The organism is Streptomyces sp. P5F9 (assembly GCF_057961495.1).
In genome coordinates this window covers 1-14,400 of the sequence record NZ_JBXVPZ010000242.1, presented here as the reverse complement: position 1 = coordinate 14,400, position 14,400 = coordinate 1, and the positions used below count along the sequence as shown (strand labels likewise).

18 protein-coding genes and 1 pseudogene are annotated in these 14,400 nt (G+C 69.5%); 7 read left to right on the top strand and 12 right to left on the bottom strand.

Translation table 11 applies throughout. The annotated features are described in order from the left end of the window. Both AC31A1_RS31255 and AC31A1_RS31250 read left to right on the top strand, forming a co-directional pair. A partial coding sequence (locus AC31A1_RS31255) for an MFS transporter (protein WP_489656544.1) occupies window positions 1-637 on the top strand: 637 nt, incomplete at its 5' end. Between the two features lie 41 nt (window positions 638-678). Continuing rightward, on the top strand, window positions 679-1,368 hold the full coding sequence (locus AC31A1_RS31250; RefSeq protein ID WP_489656543.1) for a siderophore-interacting protein: 690 nt from the start codon (window positions 679-681) through the stop codon (window positions 1,366-1,368). Window positions 1,369-1,424: 56 nt separating this feature from the next. Here the strand turns inward: AC31A1_RS31250 and AC31A1_RS31245 are convergent, their stop codons facing one another. The 6 genes from AC31A1_RS31245 to AC31A1_RS31220 form a co-directional block, all read right to left on the bottom strand. Continuing rightward, on the bottom strand, window positions 1,425-2,213 hold the full coding sequence (locus AC31A1_RS31245; RefSeq protein ID WP_489656542.1) for a hypothetical protein: 789 nt from the start codon (window positions 2,211-2,213) through the stop codon (window positions 1,425-1,427). A 153-nt stretch (window positions 2,214-2,366) separates the two neighbouring features. After that, window positions 2,367-3,356, bottom strand: a complete 990-nt coding sequence (locus tag AC31A1_RS31240; RefSeq protein ID WP_489656541.1) for a malate dehydrogenase — start codon at window positions 3,354-3,356, stop codon at window positions 2,367-2,369. A gap of 344 nt (window positions 3,357-3,700) precedes the next feature. Beyond that, complete coding sequence (locus tag AC31A1_RS31235; protein WP_489656540.1) at window positions 3,701-4,900, bottom strand: helix-turn-helix domain-containing protein; 1,200 nt, start codon at window positions 4,898-4,900, stop codon at window positions 3,701-3,703. Between the two features lie 94 nt (window positions 4,901-4,994). Next, window positions 4,995-5,480 (bottom strand): helix-turn-helix domain-containing protein, encoded by a 486-nt coding sequence (locus tag AC31A1_RS31230; protein WP_489656539.1) that lies wholly within the window; start codon window positions 5,478-5,480, stop codon window positions 4,995-4,997. Between the two features lie 276 nt (window positions 5,481-5,756). After that, window positions 5,757-6,176, bottom strand: a complete 420-nt coding sequence (locus AC31A1_RS31225) for a DUF3017 domain-containing protein (RefSeq protein WP_489656546.1) — start codon at window positions 6,174-6,176, stop codon at window positions 5,757-5,759. Window positions 6,177-6,339: 163 nt separating this feature from the next. Continuing rightward, window positions 6,340-7,194 (bottom strand): bifunctional methylenetetrahydrofolate dehydrogenase/methenyltetrahydrofolate cyclohydrolase, encoded by an 855-nt coding sequence (locus tag AC31A1_RS31220; protein WP_489656538.1) that lies wholly within the window; start codon window positions 7,192-7,194, stop codon window positions 6,340-6,342. A gap of 244 nt (window positions 7,195-7,438) precedes the next feature. Between AC31A1_RS31220 and AC31A1_RS31215 the strand changes: the two genes are divergently transcribed. Then, window positions 7,439-8,044, top strand: coding sequence for an RDD family protein (locus AC31A1_RS31215; RefSeq protein ID WP_489656537.1), 606 nt, complete (start codon window positions 7,439-7,441; stop codon window positions 8,042-8,044). Between the two features lie 540 nt (window positions 8,045-8,584). Here the strand turns inward: AC31A1_RS31215 and AC31A1_RS31210 are convergent. Together AC31A1_RS31210 and AC31A1_RS31205 are read right to left on the bottom strand one after the other, a co-directional pair. Beyond that, window positions 8,585-9,187 (bottom strand): annotated as a pseudogene (locus AC31A1_RS31210) (helix-turn-helix domain-containing protein); the annotation flags it as partial. Between the two features lie 14 nt (window positions 9,188-9,201). Beyond that, a complete protein-coding gene (locus AC31A1_RS31205) occupies window positions 9,202-10,134 on the bottom strand; it encodes an NADP-dependent oxidoreductase (protein WP_489656536.1) in 933 nt (310 codons plus the stop codon). 117 nt (window positions 10,135-10,251) lie between these two features. Between AC31A1_RS31205 and AC31A1_RS31200 the strand changes: the two genes are divergently transcribed. Further along, the gene (locus AC31A1_RS31200; protein ID WP_489656535.1) at window positions 10,252-10,818 is read left to right on the top strand and encodes a TetR family transcriptional regulator; all 567 of its coding nucleotides are present in this window, start codon (window positions 10,252-10,254) and stop codon (window positions 10,816-10,818) included. A 78-nt stretch (window positions 10,819-10,896) separates the two neighbouring features. On the opposite strand, the gene AC31A1_RS31195 is transcribed toward AC31A1_RS31200, so the two are convergent. Both AC31A1_RS31195 and AC31A1_RS31190 read right to left on the bottom strand, forming a co-directional pair. Further along, window positions 10,897-11,079 (bottom strand): DUF397 domain-containing protein, encoded by a 183-nt coding sequence (locus AC31A1_RS31195; protein ID WP_489656545.1) that lies wholly within the window; start codon window positions 11,077-11,079, stop codon window positions 10,897-10,899. A gap of 9 nt (window positions 11,080-11,088) precedes the next feature. Next, window positions 11,089-11,457, bottom strand: coding sequence for a VOC family protein (locus AC31A1_RS31190; protein ID WP_489656534.1), 369 nt, complete (start codon window positions 11,455-11,457; stop codon window positions 11,089-11,091). Between the two features lie 113 nt (window positions 11,458-11,570). Here AC31A1_RS31190 and AC31A1_RS31185 point away from each other — a divergent pair, with 113 nt between their 5' ends. After that, entirely contained in the window at window positions 11,571-12,584 is a 1,014-nt protein-coding gene (locus AC31A1_RS31185; protein WP_489656533.1) for a helix-turn-helix transcriptional regulator, read from the top strand. A 75-nt stretch (window positions 12,585-12,659) separates the two neighbouring features. Here AC31A1_RS31185 and AC31A1_RS31180 read toward each other — a convergent pair whose 3' ends face one another. Continuing rightward, window positions 12,660-12,854 (bottom strand): DUF397 domain-containing protein, encoded by a 195-nt coding sequence (locus tag AC31A1_RS31180; RefSeq protein ID WP_489656532.1) that lies wholly within the window; start codon window positions 12,852-12,854, stop codon window positions 12,660-12,662. Then, on the bottom strand, window positions 12,835-13,686 hold the full coding sequence (locus AC31A1_RS31175; RefSeq protein WP_489656531.1) for a helix-turn-helix domain-containing protein: 852 nt from the start codon (window positions 13,684-13,686) through the stop codon (window positions 12,835-12,837). The genes AC31A1_RS31180 and AC31A1_RS31175 overlap by 20 nt, the downstream gene beginning before the upstream one ends. A 110-nt stretch (window positions 13,687-13,796) precedes the next feature. On the opposite strand from AC31A1_RS31175, the gene AC31A1_RS31170 reads away from it, so the two are divergent. Further along, on the top strand, window positions 13,797-14,006 hold the full coding sequence (locus tag AC31A1_RS31170; protein WP_489656530.1) for a hypothetical protein: 210 nt from the start codon (window positions 13,797-13,799) through the stop codon (window positions 14,004-14,006). Continuing rightward, window positions 14,003-14,400: ATP-binding protein (locus AC31A1_RS31165; RefSeq protein ID WP_489656529.1), on the top strand; the 398-nt coding region annotated here is incomplete at its 3' end. The genes AC31A1_RS31170 and AC31A1_RS31165, both read left to right, overlap by 4 nt.

The window sequence follows — 14,400 nt, the reverse complement described above, 5'->3', positions numbered from 1 at the left end:
CTTCGCCTCCCCCACCCTCCGCGCGGCCACCCTCGGCACGGCCACCGGCTTCTTCGGCCTGTTCTCCCTCTTCTACGTCAACTCCCAGTACCTGCAAGGCATCAAGGGCTACGGCGCCGCCGTCACCGGCGTCGCGATCGTGCCGCTGACGATCGGCATGGCCCTCGTCCCGAAACTCGCCGTCCGCTGGTCGCACCGCCCCCGCCCGGTCATCGGCACCGGTCTCGCCCTCATCGGCCTGGGCCTGCTGGGCGCGTCCACCGCCGACGCGGGCACCCCGTACTGGACGTACGCCTGCTGGCTGCTGGTGATCTCGGCGGGCACCGGGCTGTCCATGCCCGCGCTGACGGTCGGCGTGGTCACCTCGCTCCCGCCGCACCAGACGGGCCTCGGCTCCGGTCTCGGCACCTCGGCCCGCGAACTCGGCGCGGCCCTGGGCGTGGCGGTCACCGGCACGATCCTGGCCGCCCACCCGGACCTCGCCCACGGCATGGCCCCGGCGCTGCGCACGGTCGCCCTGATCGTCCTCGCGGCCACCGCGGTCGTGATCGTCGGACACCGCGACCGGACGACCACCACACGCACTATCGCGTCCGACGGGAAACGCGTACTATCGCGTCCAGCCCGCCACTCCTGATCTCCAACTCCCCACACGCGCCGCCCAGTTGAGGAGCCCCTGTGCCGTCCGCCCTCCTGAACCCCGTCCTCGACCTGGTCACCCTCCGAGCCACCGTCACCGCCGCCGAACCCATCAGCGCCCGCATGCGCCGCCTCCGCATCGAGAGCGACACACTCGCCGGACTCGACGTCCACCCCGGCCAGCAGGTCCGCGTCCTGGTCACCGGCCTGACCCTGCGCACGTACTCCATCTGGCGCTACGACCCGTCCGGAGCCGTCGAGTTGTGCGTGCTGGACCACACCGAGGGGGGACCCGGGGGCCGTTGGGGAAAGAGCGTCGGCCTCGGCGAGCAGGTGCGCCTGCGGAAGCCCGAGGGCACCTTCACCCTCCGCCCCGACGCCTCCCACCACGTCTTCGTCGGCGAGGAGACGGCCTCGGTCGCCTTCGGCGCGATGCTGGCCGCACTGCCCGAGGGGGCGCGGGTCGCCGGTTGCGTCGAGACGGAGTCGGAGGCGGACCGGCTGCCGTTGACCCACTCCGAGCGCCTCAACTGGCTGACCAGGGGCGGGACTTCACTCCCGGACGCCGTACAACAGCTCGCCCCCGAGCCCGGTGGCATCGCGTACGTCGCCGGGGAGGCCCGTACCGTGCAGCAGGTCCGGCAGGTGCTCGTACGGGAGTTGGGCTGGGACCGGCGCTCGGTCCTCACGAAGCCGTTCTGGGCGCCGGGCAAGCGGGGGATGGAGTAGGAACCCGCCCCCGCCCACCGGCAGTTCGCGCCCGCCTACCGGCAGTTCGCGCCCGCCTACCGGCAGTTCGCGCCCGCCGGGCAGAAGGAATCCACCGCCGCGGTGAGCGGACCCCTGACCAGTGCGGGATCGAGGGACTCGGGGCCGCTGGACCGGACCGCGTAGAACGAGCCGCCCGCCGCCTCGAAGCGGTGGTCGATCACCCGGCGGGCACCCTTGTCCTGGTCGTCGTAGCGGTAGGTGAGTTCGGCCCAACTCGCGCCGGTGGCGCGGTCGATGACCTGGTAACCGGGCTGCCGGGCGAAGCCGTAGCCGGGGTCGTTCTCCGCGAGGTCCAGGGACTCGGCCGGGGAGTTCTCCGAGACGCGGAAGATCTGTAGGCGGCGCGTGCCGTCCGGGGAGTCGTAGGTGACCACCGGGGCCTTCGCGCCCTGCCGCTGGGTACGGGTCCAGCCCTTGGGGACGTCGGCCGTGTAGCCGGTGGGGTCCTGGGCGGTGCGGTACGACGATCCGGGCCCGGTCGCCCTCGAACTCCCGCTCGCCTCCACGTGGTTGTGCGTGCCGCGCCCGTGCGTGACGTACCAGACCCCGCCCCCGGCACCCGCGCCCAGCACGACCGCGAGCGCCACCGCGAGGACCAGCTTCCAGGCGCGATGGCCGGAAGTGGGTGCGGGGGCGGGAGGTGGAGCCGGGACAGGAGTCGGTGGTGACACCCACGCCGGCGGGGTCAGCGAGGTCTGCGTCTCCGCCGTGGACCACACCGCCCAGGGCGCCTGCCCCCGCTCCTCGCTCGGACCGCGCTCGGCACCGAAGCCGCCGTAGCCGGAGCCATCCCAACCAGCCATCACGAACCCCCCGAATCACCCACCACGTACTGCTTCAGACCGTAGCGACGAAAAAGGAAACGGGCCCCGCTCCGGCCGTAACCGGAACAGGGCCCGCGCAAGCCCGTGACAGAGCCGTCGAGAACGGCCCGCAGGTGGCTCGGATGAAGCGACTCAGATGAGGCCGAGGGAGCGGACCGCCTCGCGCTCCTCCTCCAGCTCCTTCACCGACGCGTCGATGCGGGCGCGGGAGAACTCGTTGATGTCCAGGCCCTGGACGATCTCGTAGACGCCGTCCTTCGTGGTGACCGGGAAGGAGGAGATGAGGCCCTCGGGGACGCCGTAGGAACCGTCCGACGGGATGCCCATGGAGGTCCAGTCGCCGTCCGCCGTGCGGTTGACCCAGGTGTGGACGTGGTCGATGGCGGCGTTCGCGGCGGAGGCCGCCGAGGACGCGCCCCGGGCCTCGATGATCGCGGCGCCGCGCTTGGCGACGGTCGGGATGAAGTCCTCGGCCAGCCACTTCTCGTCGTTCACGGTCTCGGCGGCGTTCTTGCCGGCGACCGTGGCGTGGAAGATGTCGGGGTACTGGGTGGCGGAGTGGTTGCCCCAGATGGTCAGGCGCTTGATGTCGGCGACCGTGGTGCCCGTCTTCTTCGCGAGCTGGGTCAGCGCGCGGTTGTGGTCCAGGCGGGTCATCGCGGTGAAGCGGTCGGCCGGTACGTCCGGGGCGGCGGCCTGCGCGATGAGCGCGTTGGTGTTGGCCGGGTTGCCGACGACGAGGACCTTGATGTCGTCCGCGGCGTTGTCGTTGATGGCCTTGCCCTGCGGCTTGAAGATGCCGCCGTTCGCGGAGAGCAGGTCGCCGCGCTCCATGCCCTTGGTGCGGGGGCGGGCGCCCACGAGGAGGGCGACGTTCGCGCCGGCGAAGGCGACGTTCGGGTCGTCCGTGATGTCGATGCCCTGGAGGAGCGGGAAGGCGCAGTCGTCGAGCTCCATCGCCGTGCCCTCGGCGGCCTTGAGCGCCGGGGTGATCTCCAGGAGACGCAGCTTGACCGGCACGTCCGCGCCGAGCAGCTGGCCGGAGGCGATGCGGAAGAGCAGGGCGTAACCGATCTGGCCGGCCGCGCCGGTGACGGTGACGTTCACGGGAGTGCGGGTCATGGCGTTCTCCGTTATGACAGCTGGCGGTGGGGCGGCACTGCCCCGGGGTGCGGGACGTACAAATGATCGATCTCTTGGCGTCGAGAGATCCACCGGTCAGGCTATCGCGCATCCGCGATCCCGGACTCCCGGGTCCGTGTGGCCCACCCCACAGAGCCGGGGGTCGGACACGGAAAAGGCGGCCGTCCGGCTCGGGAGAGGAACACCGGACGACCGCCGTGGGGGCACCGGGTGTCCGGACTCCCGTGGGGGTACTGTCCGCCTGCCCCGATCCGGAGCGCGCATTCCGTACGTTCACAGAATCCCCACAGACCCTCGCAACCTGGGCCCCCCAGGTGGTGCGCCTAGGTGGTGCACCCCTTCTGCCCCGACGCCAGCGTCACGCAGGCCTTCGCCTCGCCGGCGTCCTTCACGGCCACCATCGGGGTGTAGGCGATGGCGTCGTCGGACGCCGTGATGCTGTCGGTCTCCTTGACGGTCCCCGCGCTGACCTGCACGGAGTCCCCTGCCACTCCCGTGGTGATACGGCCCCAGGCGGCACCGCACGTCTTGCTGTAGCGGACCTCGACGACGGTCGTACCGACGGTCGCGGTCTTGGCGGTGGTCACCGCGCCCGCCTCCGTCGTGCAGCCCATCGCCTCGGCGTCCTTGCCGGTGCAGCCGGCGCCCACGCACTTCACCCCGGCCGGCAGATCGGGGTTCGTACTGGCGGACGCCGAGGCCGAGGTGTGCGTGGCCCCGGCCTTCTTCTCCCCGCCGCCGTTGTCCGTGAACAGGAACACGGCCGCGATCACGACCAGCGCCCCGAGGACCCCGGCGCCGAACATCAGCGCCCGCCGCCTGGCACCGCCCACGCCGGCGGGCGGCACGGGCCGGGACGGCCGCGAAGGTTCGCCGTACGGAACCGGCACCTCGGGCTCGGGTTTCACGCCCGCCGCCCCGGCACCGGAGCCGCCACCGGCACCGCCTCCGCCACCGGACTGCTGCGGTCCCGAATACCCGGCGATCCCCCAGGAGTTGGCGACCTTCGACGGACCTTCCCTCACGTCCTTCGAAGCGCTTTCCCGTACGTCACCGTCGGGCGCCGCCGACTGCGGCGGCACCGTCGGGGACACTCCCGCCGGGCCCGCGATCCCCGGGGTCGCGGTGGCACTGCCGCCACCCTTGCGGGCCGTCCTGCCGCCCTGCGCCTTGGCGCTCGGCGCGTTCGCCGGGGGCGCCCCGAACTCCCCCAGCGCGGCGCGCGCCTGGGAGACCCGGATCGCCTCCATGGTCATGTCGTGCCGCATCTCCGAGCGGCTCCAGGAGCGCTCGGCGAGCTCCCACATCGTGGTCAGATGAACGGGATTGGTGCCGGTGACCTCGGCCAGGGCGATGATCGCGCCCTTCGGTGCGAGGAGCCGGCCGTTGAGATAGCGGTCCCAGGACGTCTTGCTGTAGCCCGTGCGGTCGGCCACCGCCGCGATGCTCAGGCCGCTGCGGTCGACGAGCCTGCGCAACTGGCTCGCGAACTCCCTGACCTGCGGATCGAGTTCATCCGGCAAGGCCCTCCAACGAGGCATTGCTTTCCCCCCTCTGCCCTGAATTGCCCACGCTAACGCGGTTGTTGGTCGGCTTCGTTGCATATCCGCAAACTTGTCAATACATCGACACAAGGACCACGACTCCCACGACAGCAGTGACGAGCAGGAGAAGCAACAGCGCCAACGCGTACCGGAGCAGCCGTCCGCCGGGTTGCCCCCGCCCGTTCTCCGGCTTCTCCGGCGGGGTGTCCCACCACGGCAGGGTCGGATCCTCCCGGTACTCGTCAGCGGGGAGACCGTCCCCTCCCCCGGTCTTCTCCGGAACCGTCTCCGGGCGGGGCCAGGCCTGGACCGCCAGCTCCCAGCGCACGCCGATGCGTTCGGGGTCGGCGCCGGCCACCCGGCACAGGGCGACGACGGCCTGCCGGGGCGGGGGCTGGGTGGCGTTGAGATAGCGGTGCCAGGAGGACTTGCTGTACGCGGTGCGCGCGCCGAGCGCCACCAGGCTCAGCCCGGTGCGGTCCTTGAGGAGGCGCAGCTGCTCCACGAAGTGCCGTACCTCCGCCGGGAGTTCGTCCGGCAGCGGCTGCCAGCCGCCCATCGCACCTCCCCGGTGTCCTCGGTGTCCCCTTGCGCCCGCTCCGAGCGAAATGACGACACCGGAAGGGGAACGGTTCCCTCGTCGCCGGGCGGTGCGGAGCGCGTAGCGAAACGGTCACCTCCCTGCCACAGCGGACCGACAGCCGTTGAACAGCGGGCCCCCACGTCGGCAAGGTGAACGCAGACGGCGGCGCGTCCTTGCTCGGGGGAGAGGACGGGCCGCCGTCGTGTGTCGTGAACTGCCGGGCGCCGCGCGCTGGTTGCCGGCTACCAGCCGCTAGTTGCTGTTGACCGTGTAGTGGAGCGTGTCCTTCAGGAACGGGATCGTCAGCCACGGCTTCGGCTGCGCCATCAGCGCCAGCAGGACGATCGCGAGGCCGAGCACGCCGTAGGTGACGATGTCGGTGAAGCGGGAGCGTACGGCGAGCATGCCGACGTCCGGCATGACCCAGCGCAGGACGGCGCCGGCCAGCAGCGCGGCGCCGATCAGCAGGATGCCGTAGCGGAAGACGTCGAAGGCGGTCAGGAGGAGGCCGAGGCCGACTGTGCCGAGGATGGCGAGGATCGGCCACTGGCGGGCCGGGGCCGGGGCCTCGCGCGGGGCGGCCCGGCCGCCGCCCTCGGGGCGGGCGGTGTCCCGGGTGAAGAGGGGGAAGCGGCGGGTGGCGCGGCGCGGGTGCCCGTCGGCGTCGGGCACGCTGACCGGGTCCGTGACCTCGAAGTCGTCGTCCGCAGGAGCTACGGCGGCTACGGCATCCGCGCTCGTACCGGGGTCCGTCACCTCGGTGTCATCCACGGCATCCACACCCTTACCTGGACCGGGGTCCTTGCTCGCAGGGCTTTCAGGGCTCGCAGGGCTTTCAGGCGACACTGCGCTCGGCCGCCTCGACCACGTTGACGAGCAGCTGGGCGCGGGTCATCGGGCCGACTCCGCCGGGGTTCGGGGAGATGAAGCCGGCGACCTCGGCGACGCCCGGGTGGACGTCGCCCACGATCTTGCCGTCGGCGCTCCGGGAGACGCCGACGTCGAGGACGGCGGCGCCCGGCTTCACGTCCTCGGGGCGGATCAGGTGGGCGGAACCGGCGGCGGCGACGATGATGTCGGCGCGCTTGAGGTGCGAGGAGAGGTCGCGCGTGCCCGTGTGGCACTGGGTCACTGTGGCGTTCTCGCTGCGCCGGGTGAGGAGGAGCGGCATGGGACGGCCGATGGTGACACCGCGGCCGACGACCACGACCTCGGCGCCCTTGATCTCCACGCCGTAGCGGCGCAGCAGGGTGAGGACGCCGTTCGGGGTGCAGGGCAGGGGGGCGGGCTCGTTGAGGACGAGCCGGCCGAGGTTCATCGGGTGGAGGCCGTCGGCGTCCTTGTCCGGGTCCATGAGTTCGAGGATGCGGTTCTCGTCGATGCCCTTGGGGAGCGGCAGTTGGACGATGTACCCGGTGCAGGCAGGGTCCTCGTTCAGCTCGCGCACGACCGCCTCGATCTCCTCCTGGGAGGCGGTGGCGGGCAGCTCGCGCTGGATGGACGCGATGCCCACCTGGGCGCAGTCCCGGTGCTTGCCGGCGACGTACTTCTGGCTGCCGGGGTCGTCCCCGACCAGGATCGTGCCGAGGCCGGGCGTGACGCCCTTCTCCTTCAGCGCCGCCACGCGGGCGGTCAGATCGGACTTGATCGCGGCTGCGGTGGCCTTGCCATCGAGAATCTGGGCGGTCATGGACCCATCCTCGCGGATGACGCCCTCCGGGTTCCAATCCGGGTACACCCCGGGTGTATCGCCATGATCACTGATGTTGCACTTACACAACACCTATGGAATGCCGCTGGACAAAATCCAGCCTCGGCTAGAACGATGAACGCCGCAGTACTGCGGTAGGTGTTGGGGGGCAAGCCGCTCATCATGTGACATTCCTCCGCGCGATCCGCATCGTCCCCGCATTGCCAACGGAGGAAAACCCGCTATGAGTTACGACCCGAACAACCCCTACGGGCAACCACAGCAGAACCCCCAGCCGGGCTACGGCCAGCCGCAGGGCCAGCCCGGGTACGGCCAGCCCCAGGGCCAGCCGGGCTACGGCTACCCGCAGGGCGCCCCTCAGGGTGTCCCTCCGCAGCAGGGCTACGGCTACCCGCAGCAGCCGGGCTACCCCGGTTACCAGCAGGCGGGTTACGGCGCGACCCCGCCGTACGCGAACTGGGGCCAGCGCTTCCTCGGCACCCTGGTCGACGGGCTCGTCTTCATCGTGCCGTACATCCTGATCATCGTGAGCCAGGGCAAGGGCGTGCTGCTGGCGATCGGCGGCATCGCCATCATCGGCGTCGCCATCTGGCAGCTGATCCGCGAGGGCCGCACCGGCCAGACCGTCGGCAAGCAGGCGCTGGGCATCCGCCTGGTCCGCGAGAGCGACGGCCAGCCCCTCGGCGTCGGCATGGCCTTCGTCCGCCGCCTCGCCCACTTCCTCGACAGCCTCGCGTGCTACCTGGGCTGGCTGTGGCCGGCGTGGGACGCGAAGCGCCAGACGTTCGCGGACAAGATCTGCGGTTCGATCGTGATCCGCACCCAGTAAGCACCCAGTAAGCATTGACTCGTCGAACGACGACGGCCGCCGGTTCTCGTGGGAGAACCGGCGGCCGTCTCGTCGTACGGCACCGGTCAGTCGGCAGGGAGCAGATAGCAGGCCTTGACCGTGCCCTGGAGCGGGTCGGTGAACACCGCGTTGGTGCAGGGGGTCCGCTGGGCTGGTGAGCGCCTTCTGCTTGTACGTGCTCCACGCGCCGTACGCGACCGTGCGGGTGCCGGTGAAGGGGCACATGCCGTTCTCCTGCGCGCAGGAGGTGTAGCCGGCCGGGGTGGCCGCGCCGCCGGGGTTCGCCGCGACCAGGTAGGTGCCGGGCTGGACTCCGGTGAGGTAGACGTGGTCCGCGTCCGCGTGGGCGCCGCCGATGCCGTCGGTCGCGGTGAACGCGCCGTTGCTCCACACCACGTGACCGCCGACCGACACGACGGGATCGGCTCCGCCGTACGTCGGCACCGCGATCGTGCCGCTGGTGCCGGAGGGCGCGGTGACCTGCATGCCGAACTGACCGATGCCGCTCTCGCCCGCCCAGGACACGACCTCGCTGTAGGCGAGCCGGGAGTAGTCATCGATGGCGGAGTGGACGTAGCTGTAGCCGATCACGGGGCTGCCGCCCTTGCGCGCGTCGGCGGTGGACTGCCGGTTGGCGAGGGCTTGTTGGCGGGGCATGATCCGATGGCCGCGGCCGTCGGGGATGTTGCCGGGTTTCTTGATGTCGACATGGACGAGTTCGCCGGGGCTTGCTCGTTCGTAGCGGCGTATGACCTGGCCGGTGGGCCGGTCCATCCATCGCAGGCGGTTCAGGCCGTAGCGGGTCAGCGCGCGGTGCACCGTGGAGGCGGGAATGCCCAGGATCGGGCCGATCCGTGCGGGGCCGAGTTTCCGCTCTCGTCGCAGTGCGCAGATCTGTTCCTCCATGTCGGAGGGTGTGCGGTGGGGAGTGGTTCGGGGCCGGCTCGTGCGGTCGTACAGGCCCGCATCGCCCTCGGCCCGCCGACGCCGAACCCACGTGTGGGCAGTGGCCCGGGAGATGCCCATCTCGTCAGCGACGTGGGCGACGGGACGCCCGGCCCGGACCCGGTCGACCAGGAGCCGGCGGCCGTGAACGGTCAGCCGGGCGTTGGGATGTGACACCGATGCCCCTGCGGTCACTGGGTCGTGATGATGAGCTTGCCGCCCTTGGGGGTGCCGTTGAGTTCGAGCTCCGTCAGTGCCGCGATGGCTTCCGTGAGGGGCACCGTGCGGGCGATCGGCACGCGCAGTGTGCCGCGTCCAGCGGCGCGCGCGACCTCCTCCAGGTCCCCCGTGACGGGCCTGGCGATCAAGACGTTGTACGGGCCCGGCAGCGCACTCTTTGCCATATTCGCGGGGGTGGGGTGAATGCCGACGATGCGTCCGCCGGGCTTCAGCATCTTCTTCGCCGCATCGGTCGGGAGCGTGTCGGCCGTGTCGAAGACGAGGTCGAATCTGCCGCTGAGCGTCGTCGGGTCAAAGCCGAATTCGACGATCGGGTCGAGGCCGAGGTCGTGTGCGTCTTGCCTGGCGGTGTCGCGGCAGCTACCTCCCACCGAGGCGCCGTGCGCCAGCGCGATCTGGGCGCCGGCTCGCCCGACTCCACCGAGGCAGCCGTTGACGAAGACCGATTGCCCGGACTGCAGCTTTCCCTTCTTGAGCACGGCTTGCAGCGCGGTGAGGCCAACGGTCGGGAGGGCGGCGGCTTCCTCGAAGGAGAGTTTTGCGGGCTTCTTCACAAGCCCCTTCTCCGCGGCCAGGACCATTTCGGCGAAGGCTCCCGACGCCTTGATCGACGCCCCGCCGAGCACTTCGTCGCCGACGCCGAGCCGGGTGACGCCCTCGCCGAGTGCTTCGACGACGCCCGCGAAGTCGTGGCCCAGTCCGCGCGGGAACCTCCGCCCCGTCACCATCTTCATGGCGCCGCCGCGGATGCCCCAGTCCATGGGATTGGCGGCGGCTGCCCGCACGCGGACCAGAACCTCGCCGGAACCAGGACGAGCCGGCTCGAAATCCTCCAGACGCATGACTTCGGGGCCGCCGTACTGGTGGTACTGGATGCGCTTCATCGTTGCCTCCACAAGTGATGTCATCAGGTGACATCACTTTACCACGATGATGTCATCGAGTGACATCGCGACGGTTGGAGCGGCGTGTCACGAAGTGACATCACCTACACTCTCGGCATGGGACGGTGGAAACCTGGGGCCGGTGACCGGCTACGTGAGGCCGCGCTGTCGCTGTATCTGGAGCGCGGTTTCGAGCAGACGATGGTGGCGGACATAGCCGACCGGGCGGGCGTCACTGCCCGCACCTTCTTCCGGTATTTCGCCGACAAACGCGAGGTCCTCTTCGACGACTCCTCCGCCCTGGAGCAGAAGTCGCTGGCCGTCCTGGACGAGGTGCCGGCCACGGCGTCGGCGCTGGATGCCGTCGCGGCCGTGCTTGATGCAGTGGCCCAGATGGTGGGTGGCGATCGTGAGCTCGCACGGATGCGGCAGACCGTGATCATGGCTAACGCCGATCTCCGCGAACGCGAGTTGATCAAGCTCGCATCCATGTCGGCCGCCCTGGCCGACAGACTGCGGCAGCGAGGCATCGGCGACATCGAGGCAAGCCTGGCCGCAGAGACCAGCATCGCCGTGTTCCGCGTCGCTTTCTCGCGATGGGTCACCGCCACCGAGGACCAAGTCTTGCAAGACATCATTCGTGAGACCTTGGACCGCCTGCGGACCCTGACCGCCGGCGGCTGAACATCCCACCTCTCCCACGCCCGTCGACGTTGAACAGCCGACCCTTCCCCGCTCACCATCTGTCAACAACGCTCGTGGTCAATACGCCTGGACAGCCCCGGCCCAGCCGACGAAGGGCGCGCAGGCGGAGGCAGCGGCGGGGATGAGCATCGCCGAACCGTCCGGGACCTTGGAGTCCCGGACGGGGACGACACCGGGAAGGTTGTCGAGGACCTCGACGCACTCGCCGCCGCCGCTGCCATTGCTGTAGCTGCTCCTGATTGCGGCCTTTCAGCCCCGCGGTGCGACGCGGATACGGTTCCCGTCGGGATCGGCTGCGAGGAAGGTCAGCCCGAACCCCGCGTCATGGGGCTCGCGCAGGATCGTGACCCCCTTGGAACTCCACTGCTCAAAGGTCGAGTTGAGCTCGTCGGGTCCACCGTCGACGGCCAGGCACACCTCACTGGTACGCGGGACGTCCGGTGACAGATCCTCGAACTGGCCGGACCACAGACCGAGGTCAGCGCCTGGCCCGAGGTCGAAGGTGATGTATCCCGACGTCTCGAACGAGGGGCTCATGCCGAGGAGGTCGCCGTAGAAGCGAGCTGCGGCGGGAGCGTCGTTCACATAGACGATGGACACGACGGATGTGGTGGTCATGGAAGTTCCTTCTCGCAGGTCGCAGGTACGCACGCACAGGTCGTGGGTACGCGTCCAGCAGCCTGACCGGGATATGCGCCGCATCGTGTCGCAATTCCCGGGAAAATTGGTGGGTGACCCCAGACCGCTTCTTCTCCCTGATGCTGCTCCTCGAATCGCGGGATGCCGTGACCACACAGGAACTCGCCTCGGCGCTCGGGGTGTCCCTCCGAACCATCACCCGGGACCTGAACTGGCTCCGCGACGCCGGTCTGCCGGTGACCGCACACCGGGGCCGCCTCGGAGGCGTGACCATGCTGCCCGGGTCCGGGCTCGACCTCACGCGACTCACACCGGACGAGCGTGATCATCTGTCGCTCACCGGGCTGGACGAGAAGCAACGTGCGGAACTCGACGCATCGGCCGAAAGCCGCCGCGCGCTCTCCAAGATCGCCGCCGCACATCCACGTCGAGTTCATGAACTCCTGCCGCTCACCGACGTAGTGCACGTGGACAGCCGTCCCTGGCGTCAGCCACGAGCTTCCGCCACGACTCCGGCTTCGCTGATCGGCGCGGTGCGGCGAGGTCGCCGGCTACGGATCGAGTACGACAGCCCACGCGAGTCATGCCCACGCGACCTGGTCGTGGATCCCTACGGGCTGGTCGCCAAGGCCGGCATCTGGTACCTCGTCGCCGACCGCGCCCGAGTGCCACGGATGTACCGGCTCGAACGGATCACGACGTGGAAGGAAGTCGACCAGCCACGACGGATCCGCGAGAGCCAGACCCTGACCACCGTCGCCGCAACGCTCGTTGACCAGTGGGAGCACAACCACGCGATAGAGGTCAGCGCCACCATCGACCAGACCCAGATCGAGCGAGCGCAACGGATCTTCGGCCTACGACTCGTCCCCGACGACCATGAAGAATCCGCCACCGGCCGCAAGGTGACGATCCGCTTCCTGCACCTGGAGGACGTGCGAGCACTACTGCCGTTCGGAAGCGCCATCACCGTGCACGGCCCCACCGAAGCCAGGGCCCACCTCCGCGACCTCGCCGCCGATCTTGCCCACCACTATGCGCCGGTACCGGTCCAGTTGACGAAGGGTGCCCACGCGGAGGCGGGGATGAGCAGCGCCGAACCGTAGCTGCTCCTACGCCACACCGCAGTGCTCAAGTCAGGCCCTGTGCTTGCCATTTCCGTGATCCTCCAAGGTGGACGGCTAGGCAGTACCGGCCCAGTCGACGAAGGACGCCCACACGGGAGCGGGGATGAGCAGCGCCGAACCGTCCGGGACCTTGGAGTCACGGACGGGGACGACACCGGGGAGATCGTCACGGACTTCGAGGCATTCGCCGCCAGAACCGTTGCTGTAGGTGCTCTTTCGCCAGCTCAAGTCATGCTCGGTGCTTGCCATTTCGGTAGTCCTCTGCCGCTTGCTCGATCATGGTCAGGGACGCATCTGGCGGTAGCGCCGCGGCCCTGAGCAGATCGTACGACCTGCGGTAGTCCTTCACGAGGGCCGGATAGTCGATCAGTTGACCGCTGTGCAGACCTTCCGTGTACACCACGGGCGGCGCGTCCGGGAAGGTCATGGTCCGGATCATCCCCATCATGAACGGGTGGGCCGCCGCCGTTTCCGGCAGGATCTGTAAAACGCCCTGATTACCGTTGATCACCTGCCCGATGTGGTCCAGTTGGACCGCCATCTCCTGGGACGACAGCAGCGGTTTGCGGATCAGCGACTCGTGGAGCACCACCCAGAACGACGGACGCTCGTCTCGTTCCCAGAGTTTCGCGCGGTCCAAACGAGCCGCGACCTGCTTCTCCACGGTTTCCGGCGGCAGCCAAGGCAGCGAGGTGCGGACAACTGCCCTGGCGTAACTCTCTGTTTGCAGCAGTCCGGGGATGAGCATCGGGGCCCAGTCCTCAATTGAGTCCGCGTACGTCTCCAACTCCGCGACATCCGCGAAGTACTCCGCATGCCCCGACCGTTTCGCCTTCCGGGCGTCTTCACAACGCCGCTCGAAAAAGCCATCCGTACCGAGCCGCTTGTCCACGTGCTTGGCGAGATCCAACGGCATGCGCCGCTCACCCCGCTCGATCAGGCTCAGGAACGGGATGCCCCGAAAGCTTCCCTCCGCCAACTGTTCGAGCGTCAGGCCCGCCTGTTCCCTTTTGAAGCGCAACTCCGCGCCGTAGAAGGAAGGCACATTCGCCGACGCGTCCGTGTCCTTGCGTGGGGGCACAACTCACCTCCGCCTTTTTTGCCAGTTCCCGGGTGCAACCCAAACCATGTCACGGTACGAGATTCCGCGTCACTGTGTGAGCACTTCGTCACAGAGAGAGGCGTACGGCAATGAGCAGCCCCTACTCCCACGAGGCCACCAGCGAAGTGGCCGAACTCCAGGCCGCGTTGAAGGCGAACGGGATCATCCTGCCCTCCCTCGGCCTGGACCTCCCCTCGGTCGTCCAGACCTACGGCCCCCCGCTCGTCGAACTCGGGAACTGCAACCTCGACACCGCGAGGGCCCTCACCGCCGCCCTCCGCAAGGCGGCCGGCCGGTGACTCCGCTCGTCCTCGAACTCCTCGCCGTACCCGCGGTCGTGCCGGAGGCCCGCCGTGCCGTACGCGGACACCTCGGCGTCCCGTGTCCCGAAGTCCAGCTCTGTGTCAGCGAGTTACTCACCAACGTGATCCGGCACATCGGCGAGGGCACCCCGGTGACCCTGACGGTGACCCACACCGACGGCCGTACACGAGTCGCCGTCACGGACCCGGAGCCGTACGCCTGGCTTGTCGTACGCGCGACCGGGCCCGACGACGAGAATGGCCGCGGGCTCGTGCTGCTCGACGCGCTCGCGACGCGGTGGGGCGTGGAGCAAGGGCCCGAGGGCAAGACGGTCTGGTGCGAACTCCCCCCGCCCGAGGCCGACTTCACCCCCGACTTCAGCAACGGCTC